17 protein-coding genes are annotated in these 13,647 nt (G+C 64.5%); 7 read left to right on the plus strand and 10 right to left on the minus strand.

The window, feature by feature from the left end; all coding sequences use genetic code 11:
* Positions 1-84: 84 nt before the first annotated feature.
* Positions 85-447: a hypothetical protein gene (locus ACP15W_RS07495; protein WP_424932230.1), complete on the plus strand. Its 363-nt coding sequence runs from the start codon at positions 85-87 to the stop codon at positions 445-447.
* A gap of 120 nt (positions 448-567) precedes the next feature.
* Here ACP15W_RS07495 and ACP15W_RS07500 read toward each other — a convergent pair whose 3' ends face one another.
* Both ACP15W_RS07500 and ACP15W_RS07505 read right to left on the minus strand, forming a co-directional pair.
* Positions 568-1,092: a GNAT family N-acetyltransferase gene (locus ACP15W_RS07500; RefSeq protein ID WP_424932231.1), complete on the minus strand. Its 525-nt coding sequence runs from the start codon at positions 1,090-1,092 to the stop codon at positions 568-570.
* A 2-nt stretch (positions 1,093-1,094) separates the two neighbouring features.
* The gene (locus ACP15W_RS07505) at positions 1,095-1,784 is read right to left on the minus strand and encodes a response regulator transcription factor (RefSeq protein WP_424932232.1); all 690 of its coding nucleotides are present in this window, start codon (positions 1,782-1,784) and stop codon (positions 1,095-1,097) included.
* A 160-nt stretch (positions 1,785-1,944) separates the two neighbouring features.
* On the opposite strand from ACP15W_RS07505, the gene ribA reads away from it, so the two are divergent.
* Together ribA and ACP15W_RS07515 are read left to right on the plus strand one after the other, a co-directional pair.
* On the plus strand, positions 1,945-3,036 hold the full coding sequence (ribA, locus tag ACP15W_RS07510; RefSeq protein ID WP_424932233.1) for a GTP cyclohydrolase II: 1,092 nt from the start codon (positions 1,945-1,947) through the stop codon (positions 3,034-3,036).
* A gap of 41 nt (positions 3,037-3,077) precedes the next feature.
* Complete coding sequence (locus ACP15W_RS07515) at positions 3,078-3,533, plus strand: L,D-transpeptidase family protein (protein ID WP_424932234.1); 456 nt, start codon at positions 3,078-3,080, stop codon at positions 3,531-3,533.
* A gap of 413 nt (positions 3,534-3,946) precedes the next feature.
* Here ACP15W_RS07515 and ACP15W_RS07520 read toward each other — a convergent pair whose 3' ends face one another.
* Both ACP15W_RS07520 and ACP15W_RS07525 read right to left on the minus strand, forming a co-directional pair.
* Complete coding sequence (locus tag ACP15W_RS07520) at positions 3,947-4,567, minus strand: MlaC/ttg2D family ABC transporter substrate-binding protein (protein ID WP_424932235.1); 621 nt, start codon at positions 4,565-4,567, stop codon at positions 3,947-3,949.
* Complete coding sequence (locus tag ACP15W_RS07525) at positions 4,536-5,339, minus strand: MlaA family lipoprotein (protein ID WP_424932236.1); 804 nt, start codon at positions 5,337-5,339, stop codon at positions 4,536-4,538. The genes ACP15W_RS07520 and ACP15W_RS07525 overlap by 32 nt, the downstream gene beginning before the upstream one ends.
* 120 nt (positions 5,340-5,459) lie before the next feature.
* Here ACP15W_RS07525 and ACP15W_RS07530 point away from each other — a divergent pair, with 120 nt between their 5' ends.
* The 4 genes from ACP15W_RS07530 (at position 5,460) to ACP15W_RS07545 (ending at position 8,340) form a co-directional block, all read left to right on the plus strand.
* On the plus strand, positions 5,460-5,924 hold the full coding sequence (locus tag ACP15W_RS07530; RefSeq protein ID WP_424932237.1) for a RidA family protein: 465 nt from the start codon (positions 5,460-5,462) through the stop codon (positions 5,922-5,924).
* Complete coding sequence (locus ACP15W_RS07535; protein WP_424932238.1) at positions 5,905-6,750, plus strand: glycerophosphodiester phosphodiesterase family protein; 846 nt, start codon at positions 5,905-5,907, stop codon at positions 6,748-6,750. The genes ACP15W_RS07530 and ACP15W_RS07535 overlap by 20 nt, the downstream gene beginning before the upstream one ends.
* 113 nt (positions 6,751-6,863) lie before the next feature.
* Positions 6,864-8,060 (plus strand): GNAT family N-acetyltransferase, encoded by a 1,197-nt coding sequence (locus tag ACP15W_RS07540; protein ID WP_424932239.1) that lies wholly within the window; start codon positions 6,864-6,866, stop codon positions 8,058-8,060.
* On the plus strand, positions 8,041-8,340 hold the full coding sequence (locus ACP15W_RS07545; protein WP_424932240.1) for a 4a-hydroxytetrahydrobiopterin dehydratase: 300 nt from the start codon (positions 8,041-8,043) through the stop codon (positions 8,338-8,340). The genes ACP15W_RS07540 and ACP15W_RS07545 overlap by 20 nt, the downstream gene beginning before the upstream one ends.
* Before the next feature lie 798 nt (positions 8,341-9,138).
* On the opposite strand, the gene ACP15W_RS07550 is transcribed toward ACP15W_RS07545, so the two are convergent.
* The 6 genes from ACP15W_RS07550 to ACP15W_RS07575 form a co-directional block, all read right to left on the minus strand.
* Complete coding sequence (locus ACP15W_RS07550) at positions 9,139-9,477, minus strand: DUF2794 domain-containing protein (protein ID WP_424932241.1); 339 nt, start codon at positions 9,475-9,477, stop codon at positions 9,139-9,141.
* A 62-nt stretch (positions 9,478-9,539) separates the two neighbouring features.
* Positions 9,540-9,869, minus strand: coding sequence for a heat shock protein HspQ (gene hspQ, locus ACP15W_RS07555; protein WP_424932242.1), 330 nt, complete (start codon positions 9,867-9,869; stop codon positions 9,540-9,542).
* Positions 9,870-10,008: 139 nt separating this feature from the next.
* Positions 10,009-11,124, minus strand: coding sequence for a chorismate synthase (gene aroC, locus ACP15W_RS07560; RefSeq protein WP_424932243.1), 1,116 nt, complete (start codon positions 11,122-11,124; stop codon positions 10,009-10,011).
* Between the two features lie 137 nt (positions 11,125-11,261).
* Positions 11,262-11,480 (minus strand): hypothetical protein, encoded by a 219-nt coding sequence (locus tag ACP15W_RS07565; protein ID WP_424932244.1) that lies wholly within the window; start codon positions 11,478-11,480, stop codon positions 11,262-11,264.
* 348 nt (positions 11,481-11,828) lie between these two features.
* Positions 11,829-12,983 (minus strand): CCA tRNA nucleotidyltransferase, encoded by a 1,155-nt coding sequence (locus ACP15W_RS07570; protein WP_424932245.1) that lies wholly within the window; start codon positions 12,981-12,983, stop codon positions 11,829-11,831.
* Entirely contained in the window at positions 12,983-13,591 is a 609-nt protein-coding gene (locus ACP15W_RS07575; protein ID WP_424932246.1) for a CoA pyrophosphatase, read from the minus strand. Before ACP15W_RS07575 ends, ACP15W_RS07570 begins: the two co-directional genes overlap by 1 nt.
* Positions 13,592-13,647: the final 56 nt, after the last annotated feature.

The following is a 13,647-nucleotide window of genomic DNA, read 5'->3' on the forward strand; positions in this document are numbered from 1 at the left end:
GACAATAAGTGCGCAATTAGTCTAATAAACATTTCAGTAACCATGGTTTGCGTAAGTTCCCCCTGCGTCATTCAGGAGGACACCATGACGATGGACCCCACTATCGAAACCCTCATCGACAAGACCGTTGCCGATCCCAGCATCGCGGCCAAGATCAAGGGCACGAGCCAGACCGTCAACGGCAAGACCATGCTCAACCTCAGCGCGCTGATCGACTCCTCCAACCTGCTCAGACGGTGCGAGCCGCAGTTCGTTTCCTGGGTCTCCGGTCTCGGCTTCGACTGGAAGGCGATCAGCGAGGAAACCAAGGGTGGCCTGCTCGACGCCTATCGCGACAGCGGAAGCACCTGCAACTTCATGCACGCCCTGCCGGAAAGCATGAAGACGAGCAAGGCCTACAAGACCGCCTACAAGTTCGGTCTCGACATGGCCGTCACGGCGTCCTGAACCGACGCCTGAGGCCGGCCCTCGGCCAGACGATCAGGGCGCGCCGCGTTCCCTCGCGCGGCGGCTCCACTGCTTCGAAACCGCAGCAGCATCCCCATGACCCGGACCCTCGCGTCCGGGTCAGGCATTCTCAAAGGGCGATCCCGCCCCGCCGAACTCCAGACGATACTTCACGAATTTCTGGTTCGCGTATTTCACCGGTCCAACGGGCACGGCCCCGAGGCGTTCCAGCCCGCGCAGATGGGGCCGCGACGGGGCCAGCAGAAACGTGGCGTGGTCGATCCGCGGATCGGAGCGGGCGAAATCGAGCGCCGCCCGGATGATGCGCGGCCCGAGCCCGAAGAACTCCCGCCTCAGTACGAGGCCGAAATCCCAATCCTCGTCCACCTTCTGGAACCCGCCCCAGCCGGCGTAGACGCGATCGACCAGAAACGCGCCGTGACCAAGTCCGTCGCGCGCCCAGGCCTCCTCCTTCACCGCGATGAAATTGGCGCAATAGGCGGCGTCCCACGGCTCAGTCGCGAGCGGCAGATGCGCAGTCACCCGCGGATCCGACATATGCGCGATGATCTCCGCCGGATCGATCTGCGGCAGACGCGCGAAAGAGATGTCGGGGCCTCCCCCCGACACCTTGCACTCGCTCATGATCAGGCCGGAACCAGACGGTAGCCGCCGGGTTCGGTGACGAGGATGCGTGCGTTCGAGGGATCGGGCTCGATCTTCTGACGGAGGCGGTAGATGTGCGTCTCGAGCGTGTGTGTGGTCACGCCCGCATTGTAGCCCCAGACCTCGTGAAGCAGCACCTCGCGCGCCACCACGTCCGCACCCGAGCGGTAGAGGAACTTGAGAATGTTGGTTTCCTTCTCGGTCAGCCGGATCTTCCGGTCGTCCTCGTCCACCAGAACCTTGGCGGCGGGCTTGAAGGAATAGGGTCCGACCGCGAAAACCGCGTCCTCGGACTGCTCGTGCTGGCGCAGCTGGGCGCGGATGCGTGCGAGCAGGACCGGCAGCTTGAAGGGCTTGGAGATATAGTCGTTCGCTCCCGCATCGAGCCCGAGGATCTGGTCGCTGTCGGTGGTATGGCCGGTCAGCATGAGCACCGGGCTCTTCACGCCCTGCTTGCGCATCAGCCGGCAAAGCTCGCGGCCATCCATGTCCGGCAGGCCCACATCGAGCAGGATCAGGTCGTGGTGCTGGTCCTTTGCACGGGCCAGACCCTCGGCACCGTCCGAAGCTTCGAACACGTCGAATTCCTCGGTCAGGACGAGCTGATCGGCCAGGGCCTCACGCAGGTCGCCATCGTCGTCGATGAGAAGGATCTTCTTCAAAACACTCATGTCCGGTCTCCTTTTGCAGATGAGTTGCTGGCAATGTTCGTTTGAAACAATATTTGTGTCTCAGCCCTCACGGCACTGTGTCCGGTGGGAGGCTTTTGTTTCATTGCCGCAAGATCGCGGCTAAAGGATGGGCCGAAACAGGTCTGCGGACGGATAGATCATGAGCTTGCAACTGACGTCACCGGAACGGCTTGCGCGGGCGCGCGCGGATCTGCGCATGGGGGCCGCCATCCTCCTCTCGGATGGCGAGGAGGTGGCGCTCGTCCTGGCAGCCGAGGCCGCGACACCCGAGAGGTTGTCCGACCTGCGCGCTGCGGGGGTCACCGATCTGGTGCTGACCGCCCGCCGCGCGGGCACGCTCAAGGCGCGGGTCTATGACGGCGATCTGGCGCGGGTGGCCCTGCCGCAGGATGCGGATCTGTCCTGGGTGCGCGCGTCCTCCGATCCTTCCGTTGATCTGCTCTACCCGTTCAAGGGCCCCTACATGACGCGCCGTGGCGGGCCCGTGGTGCTGCATCGCGCCGCGATCACGCTCTGCAAGCAGGCGCATCTTCTGCCCGCGGCACTGGTGACCCCGGTAAGCGCCGAGGTCGCGCAAGGGCTCGTGTCCGATGCCGGGCTCATTCGCGTCGAAACCGGGGCGCTGCCGCTCGAAAAGCCCGATGCGGACATGGTGGAGATCGCCTCGGCCCGCGTGCCGCTCGAGGTCTCCGAGGCGGGCCGCGTGCGCGTCTTCCGCCCCCGCGATGGCGCCGAGGAACATTACGCTGTCGAGATCGGTGCACCGGATCGCGCTGCACCCGTGCTCTGCCGCCTGCATTCGGCCTGTTTTACCGGGGATCTCGTGGGTAGCCTGAAGTGCGACTGCGGCCATCAGCTCCGCACCGCGCTCGACCAGATCGGAACAGAAGGCGCGGGCGTGCTGCTCTACCTCAACCAGGAGGGCAGGGGCATCGGGCTTGCGAACAAGATGCGCGCGTATTCCCTGCAGGATCAGGGGTTCGATACCGTCGAGGCCAATCACCGGTTGGGATTCGAGGATGACGAGCGCGACTTCCGCATCGGGGCCAACATGCTGCGGCGGATGGGCTTCAAGCAGGTGCGGCTGATGACGAACAACCCCGCCAAGCTCCGGATGATGCAGTCCTGCGGGCTGGATGTCTCCGAACGGGTGCCGCTTCAGGTCGGGCGTGGCCAGCACAACCACCACTATCTCGAAACCAAGGCGAAGAAGAGCGGCCACCTGCTGTGAGCTGCCGGGATCTGGTGATCGGGCGCTGGGGCGCGCGATATATGGGGCGCTCTTTCCCCTGCGCTGTCGGGCGCGGCGGGATCGGCGACAAGCGGGGCGAGGGCGACGGCATCACGCCCGTGGGCATCCACCGGATTGAGGAGATCTGGGTCCGATCCGACCGCCTCAGCTATCGCTTTCCGCTGCCCACACGGCCCATCGGCATCCGCCATGGCTGGTCGGATGATCCTGCCGATCCGGCATACAACCGGCTTGTCCTTCGGCCCCATGCCCATTCCCACGAGGCCATGCGGCGCGCGGATCCCATGTATGATCTGGTCGCCGTGCTCGACTGGAACCGCGCCCCCGTCGTTCCGGGCCGGGGCAGCGCGATCTTTCTCCACGTCTGGCGCGGCCCGCGCCGCCCCACGGCCGGTTGCGTCGCCTTTCGCCGCGCGGACCTCGCCTGGATTCTCGCGAACTGGCAAGCGCAATCGCGGGTGGTCATCAGGCACTGACGCCGCGCGCCGCGAGGGTCTTTTTCCAGCGTTGTTGCGCCATCTTACCCGGGTCCGCGGCTGGCAGGCCCCCGCCCTGGTTCGGCGGAAAGGGAAGAGCAAAGGCCGTGCGTTTGGTTTGGCTTGAGTGCGCGCGTGAAATAATTCCCCAAGTATATTTCCAAATAGGGTGAAATTCAGCGCCAACCCCGGATGTCGCCGCATTTCGCGGCGACCGATAGGTGATAGTGATCTTGGCGCAATTTGCCTTCGTGCCGATCGCGCGATGAAACAATGGCACGAGAAACGCCGAGGGCGCCGTGCCTGCGACGGCCCGTCCGCCGCGCCACTCCTCGTCGCGGGCAGGAAGCCACAGGCATCTCACCCCCCCCCTTTCGGAGCGGAAAGCCGGTCACCGGGGGCGCAAGGCTCTCCTAGCGCCGTTGCAACTGCGCGATCAGCCCGTTGATGTCGCCACCCTGCGCGTCGAGAATGGCGCCGACTTCCGCACGTTCGTTCGCCAGGAGCGATACGCCTTCGATGACGAGGTTGACCGCCCGAGGCGACCCGCTGCGATCGCTGATCTGCCAGTCCACGCGAATGGTCTCCCGTCCGGGCCGCACCACCTGCGTGTTGACCAGAACCCCGGCCCGGCCGGCATCGCGCCCGCCCGTCACCTCGATCCGCGCATTGCGGAACTCCTCGAACTGACGGCCGTATTTGCGCGCCAGATACCCCTGGAACGCCTCGATGAAGCCCGAGCGCTGGGCATTGCTGGCCGACCGCCAGGGTGGCCCCAGAACGCTGGCGCCCACCGCCCGCATGTCGCCGTAGCGCGCGAGGATGTTCTCGAACCCGCGATAGATCTGCGTCCCGCTGCGCCCGGAATTCACCAGCGCCGTGAGATCAGCCGAGATCTGCACCACCAGCGCCTGCGCCTGCGAAACCGTCAGCGCGGCCGCCATCCCGGGAAGGACCAGCGCCAGCGTCGCTCCCCCCAGGAGCACCCCGCGCCGCGTCACCTCACTCGTCGCCGTAAATGTCGTAGACGTCATAGACATCCTCCAGAACCTCCACCCCCGTGCCGCCCCGGCGCTCGGCCCGCAGATTCTGCAGGTAGCTGATGCGCACGGCGGTATAGCTGTCCTCGGAGTTGTAGAACAATTCGTCAATCGTCGGATCGAGCTCGTAACGGTCATTTGCGAGATCGGCGGTCGCAATGCCCAGAAGCGCCCAGGTCGCGGAGGCCGGCGCCACCCAGGCCACCGGGTCGAGCAGGATGTCGAGCCCCCAGCCGGTCCAGTCCCGCTGGGTGCCCGGCCCGCCGAAGGGCAGGACCACGTAGCCGCCCTCGGGCACGCCCCAGCGATAGAAGGTTTCGTCGAAATTCGTGTCGCGATACTCGACCCCCATGGCGCCCGCGACGTCGAAAAGCCCGCCCAGACCCAGAACCGTGTTGACCCCGAACCGCGTGAGGCTCTTCCCCAGCAGCACCGGGCGCCCCTGCAGGGTGTATTGCACCATGTAGCCCGGGTTTTCCCAGTTCCGCTTGAGGTTGGTCACGCTGCGGCGCACCGGCACGGGAAGCGTCTCGCCATAGGCCATGGAGACCGGACGATAGAGGCCCCGGTCCACCGTGAGATTGGCATCGTGCCGCGCCCGGTTCTCTTCCTCGAACGGATCGAAATCGAGACTGTCGGGGTCCGGCGAGGTGGCGCAGGCCGAAAGCCCGCAGATCAGCAGCACGGCACAGAGCGGTGCAGGACGGGCGCGCCGGGCGGGGCGACGCGCGGCCCAAGGGGTTTGAACACACTCAAGATGTTTCATCCCTTGGTTTATCCGCGTCTCTCCGCCGAATTGCAATCGACATAAGGTTAATCCGGTCATTGCCTCCGCCCGTGGCGGGCTTATTGTCGGCGCGGAATCGAACTGAGGGGAATCGGCGACATGTCGAACAAAATCGAGGAGCGTCTCGCGGCGCTCGGGATCGAACTGCCTGACGCACCCGCTCCGGCGGCAAACTACATGCCCTTCGTGATCTCCGGAGACCTGGTGTTCATCTCGGGCCAGATCAGCCGGGACGCGAACGGGCTCATCACCGGCAAGCTCGGCGCGGACACGGACACCGCCGCGGGCGCCGCTGCGGCACGGACCTGCGCGCTCGGCCTGATCGCCCAGCTTCGCGCGGCCTGCGGCGGCGATCTCGACCGGGTGACCCGCGTGGTCAAGCTCAACGGTTTCGTCAACTGCACCCCCGAGTTCACCGAACAGCCCCAGGTCATCAACGGCGCCTCCGACCTCATGGTCGAGGTCTTCGGCGATGCTGGCCGCCACGCGCGCGCGGCCGTGGGCTCGAATGCGCTGCCTCTCGGGGTCGCGGTCGAGGTCGAAGGTGTCTTCCAGATCGCCTGATCTGCCCCGCGCCTTTCTCGGCGCGCCGCTCGCCCACCGCGGGCTGCACGACGCATCCTCGGGTGTCGTCGAGAACAGCGCGTCGGCGGTCTCGGCCGCCGTCGAGGCGGGTTATGGCATCGAGATCGACGTGCAGCTTGCCGCCTGCGGCGAGGCGATGGTCTTCCATGACGATCATCTCGACCGGCTGACGGGCGAAAGCGGTCCCCTGCGGGACCGTGCCGCTGCCGAACTGGGGGGCATCGCGCTCTCCGGCGGCACGGACACGATCCCGACCCTTGCGGAGATCTTCGATCTCGTCGCGGGCCGCGCGGCGCTCCTCATCGAGATCAAGGACCAGGACGGCGCGCTCGGCGGGGGCGTCGGCCCGCTCGAACGCCGCATTGCCGAACTGCTCGATGGCTATGACGGCCCCGTGGCCGTGATGAGCTTCAATTCCCATTCGGTCGCGGCCTTCGCCGCCCATGCGCCCGAGGGCGTGGCCTGGGGGCTTACCACCTGCGCCTTCCAGTCATCCGATTGGCCGAATGTACCGGCAGCGCGCCGCACGGAGCTTGCGCACCTGACGGGCCTGCGCGAAACGGGCGCGAGTTTTCTCTCCCATGACCGCCGCGACCTCGACAGCCCGGCGGTGATCGCGGCCCGCGCGTCGGGTTGCCCGGTGCTCACCTGGACTGTCCGTTCCCCGAAAGAGGAACTGATGGCGCGCCGGCACGCTGACAACATCACCTTCGAGTCCTATATGCCCGATCGGGTCCATGCTCCCGTGAGCCCGCGCCCGGCGGGCCCTGGCTGGCGAAAACGGACCCCGCGAAACAGTCGTTGACGCGAAGAAGCGACCTCGGCCAGAATTGGCTCAAGCCAATCATGAAATTCTGACGGTTCCGGCGGCCGTGCGATCCGGGAAGAGTTGCACGCGCCCCAGGTGGGAGATTGCATTTGGACGATTGCGATCAGATCGAAGTCAGTGTGCTCGGCTCGCTTGAGAGCATCGCGCCCGAGGAATGGGACGCCTGTGCCGCCCCCGGCGAGGGGCGGCCGGAGGATCCGTTCACCACCCATCGCTTTCTTCTGGCGCTCGAACGCTCGGGGAGTGTCGGGCCTGGCACGGGATGGATGCCGCGCCACCTCGTTGCGCGGCTGCCCGGCGAACGGACCATCGGGGTTATGCCGCTCTACGCAAAGGGTCACAGCCAGGGCGAGTATATCTTCGACCACAACTGGGCCTACACCTACGAGAAGGCCGTCGGCAGCTATTACCCGAAACTGCAATCGGCGGTGCCCTTCACGCCGGTCACGGGGCGGCGCTTTCTGGCGCATCCGGGCAACGAGATGACCGCGCGGGCAGCGCTCCTGCAGGGCTGCATCGAGCTTACGGTCCAGAACGACTGGTCCGGTCTGCATGTCACCTTCTGCAGCGAGGAGGAGCGCGAGTGGGGCGAGAAGGTCGGGCTGCTCACCCGCACCACGCGGCAGTATCACTGGCAAAACGCGGGCTACGACAGCTTCGACGATTTCCTCGCCGCACTCTCCTCGCGCAAGCGGAAGGCGATCCGCAAGGAGCGCGCAAAGGCGCAGTCCTTCGGCGGCGAGATCGTGTCGCTCACCGGCGACGATCTCGAGCCCGAGCATTGGGATGCGTTCTGGCATTTCTATCAGGATACCGGCGCGCGCAAATGGGGCACGCCCTATCTCACGCGGGAGTTCTTCGACTGCGTTCAGGAGAGCATGCGCGACGATGTGCTGCTGGTGATGGCGCGGCGCGAGGGACGCTGGGTCGCCGGCGCGCTCAACTTCTTCGGCCGCGACGCCCTGCTCGGCCGGTATTGGGGCTGTGTCGAGGATCACCCCTGCCTGCATTTCGAACTGTGCTATTATCAGGCGATCGACGCCGCCATCACGCGGGGGCTCGCGCGAGTCGAGGCCGGGGCGCAGGGCGAACACAAGCTGGCGCGCGGCTATCTGCCGGTGGAGACCCATTCGCTGCACTGGTTCCCGAACGAGAGCTTCTCCAATGCCGTGGCGCAGTTCCTGCGCGCCGAGGCGGCGGCGGTCGACGAGGAAATCGAGGTGCTGACCAGCTATGGTCCGTTCCGCAAGAACATCGAGGATGACAATGCCCGCGAAACTGAGTGACACCGAGCGCGCCGAGGCCCTGCCACCGCTTCACGATACCAGATGGGAAATGGTGGAGGGTCGCGATGCCCTGCAGAAGACCTATCAGTTCCGCAACTTCGTCGAAGCCTTCGGCTTCATGACCCGCACCGCCCTCTGGGCCGAGAAATGGAACCACCACCCCGAGTGGTTCAACGTCTACAAGACCGTGGAGGTCACGCTTTCGACCCATGACGCGGGGGGGCTGACCGAACTTGATCTCAAGCTCGCCCGGAAGATGGACGCGCTGGCGGCGGGGTGAAGTTTCGGGGCGCCAGGGTTGCCACCTCCTTCCGCAAAAGTTGAAACGGCTACGCTCCGCCATTTGCCTGGCGAGGCCAATTCCTTCGGTGCCGGGCCGTCGCCGGCATGGCGCCTTCGGCTTGTCCCGTGCCATTGTCTTCCAACTCCGATGGCACGGCTCGGCAAGCGGTAGGGATGTCCGCCCTGCGTATTTCAGCTCGCGCGGATGCCGGAAAAGCAGACCCGCGAGAGCAGTGCATTTCGCGTCACGAGCGTTCAGCAATTGCTGCTGGGACCTGCCCATAGACGAAGCGACATTTTTTTGGGGCGGCCTGTTCAAGTGCGGATCTCGCAACATCTGATCTTGGGTGCCACGCGCAAACCTGAATCAATGATGAAATCGGGTATGTATGGAAACCATACGGATTCCATACCGTTTCCATATCGGTTCTGGCACTGGATTTCCCGTTCCCGCGGCCCTTCGGACAGGCGTGCCGGTCAGACCGAACGGATGAGTTTCTTCTCCAGAACCCGCAGCACGGTCTTGAGTTCCGGCCCGCGTTTCAGGATGCGTCCGTCCATGACAATGACGCCATATTTCACCTGTTCATCAGATGTTTGTCGGTTCCTCCAAATGTGGAAAACCGGCCATCGTCAAGCAGCCGGCAGGCTTCGGATACCCCTTGCGTGCCGCGCGCAGACCTTAAGCAATGATGAAATCGGGTATGTATGGAAACCATACGGATTCCATACCGTTTCCATATCGGTTCTGGCACTGGATTTTCCGTTCCTGCCGCCCTTCGGGCAGGTGTCTCCGTCAGACCGAACGGATGAGCTTCTTTTCCAGAACCCGCAGCACGGTCTTGAGGTCCGGTCCGCGTTTCAGGATGCGCCCGTCCATGGCAATGACGGCATATTGTTGTTGTTTTGCAGCGAGTTTCGGGCGTTTCTCGATGCGGTAGACCGCGTGTTCCGCCGTGTGTCGGAACACCGAGAAGACCGCCACATCGCGCAGCATCGAAATTCCGTAGTCGCGCCAGAGCCCGGCCGCAACCATCTGGCCGTAAAGCCCAAGAATGACATTCAGTTCCGTGCGATGAAATCGAACGCGGTCGTCGGGATCGGGAAATGGAGTGATCTCGGCCGTGTGCACCATGGTCTACAGCATGGCCGCGAAGATCACGAATGGCAAGCGGTGCCGACCATCAGAGTTAGCGATCAGTGCAGATGACCATCGACGTCGTAGCGACCGCCCTCGCGCAAAGCGCCAAACATTTCCGACACTTCGGGGTGATCCACAGGTTCGCCGCTTTCGTCGCTTACCAGGTTCTGTTCCGAGACATAGGCCACGTAATACGAGGTCTCGTTTTCGGCCAGCAGGTGATAGAAAGGCTGATCCTTGCTCGGACGGTTTTCCTCCGGGATCGATTCCCACCACTCGTCGGTGTTGCTGAAGGTCGGGTCCACATCGAAAATGACACCGCGAAACGGGTGATACCGATGGCGAACCACCTGACCCACTGAAAATTTTGCGGAAGATGTCAACATATTCCCAAGCCCACACTCTCAGCACTGCGGTGCATCATACAACCGGCGGTCAAATCTGTCCACTGCACGCCATTATAGGGATTGAAATGCAGTTAAGAGGCCACAGCCAGCCCATCACATTTCAGCAGTTTCCGGCGATCTAGCCAACAGGGACCTGACCGATCCGGCCACGATTCTCCCCCACTTGCCCCCGGTGTAGCAGGACATGGTCGAGAAGAACACAGGCGACCATCGCTTCACCCACGGGAACCGCGCGGATGCCGACGCAGGGATCGTGCCGCCCCTTGGTGACGATCTCGGTTTCCTCGCCCGACAGGGTGATGGTCTTGCGCGGGGTCAGGATCGAGGAGGTAGGCTTCACCGCGAAACGCACGACGATTTCCTGACCCGTGGAGATACCGCCCAGAATTCCGCCCGCGTGGTTCGAGGAATACTCCGGCCCGCACTCCCCCATGCGGATCTCGTCGGCATTCTGCACCCCGGTGAGCAGCGAGGTATCCATCCCATCGCCGATCTCAACGCCCTTGACCGCGTTGATCGACATGCAGGCCGCCGCCAGTTCCGTGTCGAGCTTGGCATAGACAGGCGCGCCGAGGCCCGGAGGGGCGCCAATGGCGCTGATCTCGATCAACGCGCCCACCGAATTGCCCGATTTGCGCAAGGTGTCGAGCTGCTCCGCCCAGCGCGCCGCGGCGGATGCATCCGGACACCAGAACGGGTTGCGCTGCGTTTCCTCCCAGTCGCGGGCGTTCCCAGCCACGCGGTCCACCCCCATGGCCACCATTGCGCCGCGAATCTGCAAATCGGGCAGGATCTGCGCCAGCGCCGCCCGGGCCACGGCACCGGCTGCCACGCGCGCAGCCGTCTCCCGTGCCGAGGAGCGTCCGCCGCCGCGGTAATCCCGGATGCCGTATTTCTGGAAGTAGGTTATATCGGCATGGCCGGGGCGGAACTTCTGCGCGATGTCGCCGTAATCCTTGGAGCGCTGGTCGGTGTTGCGGATCATCAGCTGAATTGGCGTGCCCGTGGTCTGACCCTCAAAGGTGCCCGACAGGATCTCCACCTGGTCCGCCTCGCGCCGTTGGGTGGTGTATTTGTTCTGGCCGGGCTTGCGCGCATCCATCCAGGGCTGGATATCCGCTTCCGTCAGCGGCACGCCGGGCGGGCAGCCATCGACCGTGGCGCCAAGCGCGGGGCCGTGGCTTTCGCCCCAGGTGGTGACGCGGAAGAGATGACCGAAAGTGTTGAATGACATGGGCGCAGCCTCCGTTTGAGACGCGCCAATAGCGCAGCGCGCACCAGGAGGGAAGGCATCGCTTTGATCCGCCGGGGCTGGCGCCCCGGATCACACCCGCCCCCACGGGCGGGTGCGATCCTCCGGCCTTGATGTCCTCACTCCCGCTTGGGCTGAATGATCCCGGTGATTGCCGCCGCACCGAGCGCCGTCACAACCCAGCCAAGCGATGAAAGCACCCAGCGCCCCCACCAGAGCGCCTTGCCCCAAGGCCCGCGATCCTTCGATGGCGCCCAGGCTTCCGTCTGGCCAAGGTCAAGGATCGGGACGACAAGATCGGCGGCATAACCGAACGCGTTGAAACTGTCCCAGTCCATGCCCGGCGCGCCTTGGGCGGACCAGACGGCGGCGGGGTTCCTTGGAATACTTGCAAAGTCCTGCCACGTATCCGAGAGGAGCACTGGGCCATCACTAGGCGCGAAATTGCCCTCTTCCCAAGCTGCCAACGCCAGCAAAAGTAAAACAAGAAAACCACTGAAGCTAAGCGCCGGCGCGTATCCATTCCAGTCGCTCCGTCCGGGCTTCAAATGAGGTTTCGCCACCGTGCGCGCGGTGACCTGCAAAAAATTTACCGGAGCCGAATGTCTTTCGTGTCCTGCCCCATTGGAGTGTTAGCGACGTTCCGCCAGTGCCTCAATCGGGGCTTCCACCCCTAGTTTCGGGCGCTAAGGCAGGCTTGAAAGCAGATCCTGCGTTTCGGCCTGGAAATCGCTTGCGATCCAGCGTTTTTCCAGCTCCCGCAACGCGCGGCCCAGTTCTGGTCCCTTGAGATCGAGATCGCGCGCCTTCACTGGAAAAACCGCGCGCGCGCCCCGGTCGATTTCCGCCTCGAGGTGCTCTGGCAGCGGCTTGCCCGTGGTTGCGGAGGCGATCAGTGCTGCATCACGGGCTGCGTCACTCCCATGGCGATAGGCGTTTTCCGCAGGTCCTGCACCGCTGACGCGTGCCGCTTCGATCAATTCGATTGCCTTTCGGTTTGCTTTGGAAAGCCGCAGCGCATCGGCCCAGGTACCTGCCGCGCCCAGTGCCGCCAACCGGCGTTGCCATCGCGGGGGCACACGCGCCTGCTTTTCCGTCGCGACCAGATCGGGCAGTGCGTGCGCCTCCGCGCCGGGCAGGATGCGCGCGAGGATGCCGATTGCCGCCATCTCGCTCGCGGAAGGTGCCGGGTCTGGGGCGCTGAGGAGCTTGGTCATTTCCGCCCCCACGCGTTCGCGCGACAAGCCGTCAAGCCCGTCTTGAAGTCGGGCGCAGGCGGAAAGGGCAGGGCCATCGATCCCGGCCTCAGGATCGCCATACCAGGCGTGAAAGCGGAAGAGTCGCAGGATGCGCAGGTAATCTTCGGTTATGCGTGCGGTCGGTTCACCGACGAAGCGAACGCGCCGGGCCTGCAGATCGGGCAGCCCGCCCATGGGATCCGCAACCTCGCCTTTTGCATCGGCATAGAGTGCGTTCATGGTGAAATCGCGACGGGCGGCGTCTTCGGAAATGTCGTCGCTGAAGGCTACGGTCGCATGCCGCCCAAAGGTTTCCACGTCGCGTCGCAGGGTGGTGACTTCAAAGGGGCGGCCATCCGCAACGAGCGTTACGGTGCCATGGTCGATGCCCGTTGGCACCGATTTCAGCCCTGCGGCATTCGCGCGCGCCATCACCTCTTTAGGGGGCAACACGGTTGCGATGTCGATATCGGCTACCGGCGCAGCGAGGATCGTATTGCGCACGCACCCCCCGACGAACCAGGCGGCCTCTCCCCCGGCGATCAGGCAATCCATCACCGCGCGGGTGGGGGAGGCGCGAAGCCAGTCCGCCGAAATCCGCATCACACTTCGCACAGACGATCGGCTAGCGCCTTAAGCATGCGCGCGGTGGCGCCCCAGATGTAGTGCGGGCCGAATGGTATGGCGAAGTAGCTGCGCTGGTGCCCGAGCCGGGTGAACTGGTGTATCTGCAGATTGGCCGGATCGATCAGGAAGGAGAGCGGCACCTCGAATACCTCGTCGACCTCGGTGCGATCGATGCGGGGCTCGAAGTCCGGATCGATCAGCCCGACGAATGGTGTCACCAGAAAGTTGGTCACCGTTTCATGGCTGTCGAACTGTCCCAGTATGGTCACACGATCGGGCGGCAGGCCGATCTCCTCATCCGCTTCCCGCAGGGCCGCGGCAAGAGGGCTGGCGTCGCCCTCATCCTGCTTGCCGCCGGGGAAGGAGATCTGGCCGGGGTGATGCTTGAGCCTGGCCGCACGGCGGGTCAGGAGGACGCTTGGCCCGGAGCCGCGGTCGCGCAGTGGAACCAGTACCGAAGCCGGGCGCAAGATCAGACGGCCCTTTGGGCGTGCCTCGGGGTTCAAATCGTAATCCGACGACTGCGGTGCCTCTACGTGTAGGGCGCGCTGCAGGTATTCAGGGTTGAGTGACGACAGGTCCATAGTTCCTAAATGGCTGCGGCGCGGATCGGGTGCAAGGGTGTTGGCGGTCCCGGCCA

The sequence above is a fragment of the Amaricoccus macauensis genome, assembly GCF_049800915.1.
GTDB lineage: Bacteria > Pseudomonadota > Alphaproteobacteria > Rhodobacterales > Rhodobacteraceae > Amaricoccus > Amaricoccus macauensis_A.

Bases quoted from the DNA above. Each gene is read 5' to 3' on its own strand.
- ACP15W_RS07495 (WP_424932230.1), top strand. From the start codon at position 85: ATGACGATGGACCCCACTATCGAAACCCTCATCGACAAGACCGTTGCC.
- ACP15W_RS07500 (WP_424932231.1), bottom strand. From the start codon at position 1,092: ATGAGCGAGTGCAAGGTGTCGGGGGGAGGCCCCGACATCTCTTTCGCG.
- ACP15W_RS07505 (WP_424932232.1), bottom strand. From the start codon at position 1,784: ATGAGTGTTTTGAAGAAGATCCTTCTCATCGACGACGATGGCGACCTG.
- ribA (WP_424932233.1), top strand. From the start codon at position 1,945: ATGAGCTTGCAACTGACGTCACCGGAACGGCTTGCGCGGGCGCGCGCG.
- ACP15W_RS07515 (WP_424932234.1), top strand. From the start codon at position 3,078: ATGGGGCGCTCTTTCCCCTGCGCTGTCGGGCGCGGCGGGATCGGCGAC.
- ACP15W_RS07520 (WP_424932235.1), bottom strand. From the start codon at position 4,567: ATGACGTCTACGACATTTACGGCGACGAGTGAGGTGACGCGGCGCGGG.
- ACP15W_RS07525 (WP_424932236.1), bottom strand. From the start codon at position 5,339: ATGAAACATCTTGAGTGTGTTCAAACCCCTTGGGCCGCGCGTCGCCCC.
- ACP15W_RS07530 (WP_424932237.1), top strand. From the start codon at position 5,460: ATGTCGAACAAAATCGAGGAGCGTCTCGCGGCGCTCGGGATCGAACTG.
- ACP15W_RS07545 (WP_424932240.1), top strand. From the start codon at position 8,041: ATGCCCGCGAAACTGAGTGACACCGAGCGCGCCGAGGCCCTGCCACCG.
- ACP15W_RS07550 (WP_424932241.1), bottom strand. From the start codon at position 9,477: ATGGTGCACACGGCCGAGATCACTCCATTTCCCGATCCCGACGACCGC.
- hspQ (WP_424932242.1), bottom strand. From the start codon at position 9,869: ATGTTGACATCTTCCGCAAAATTTTCAGTGGGTCAGGTGGTTCGCCAT.
- aroC (WP_424932243.1), bottom strand. From the start codon at position 11,124: ATGTCATTCAACACTTTCGGTCATCTCTTCCGCGTCACCACCTGGGGC.
- ACP15W_RS07565 (WP_424932244.1), bottom strand. From the start codon at position 11,480: ATGGACTGGGACAGTTTCAACGCGTTCGGTTATGCCGCCGATCTTGTC.
- ACP15W_RS07570 (WP_424932245.1), bottom strand. From the start codon at position 12,983: ATGCGGATTTCGGCGGACTGGCTTCGCGCCTCCCCCACCCGCGCGGTG.
- ACP15W_RS07575 (WP_424932246.1), bottom strand. From the start codon at position 13,591: ATGGACCTGTCGTCACTCAACCCTGAATACCTGCAGCGCGCCCTACAC.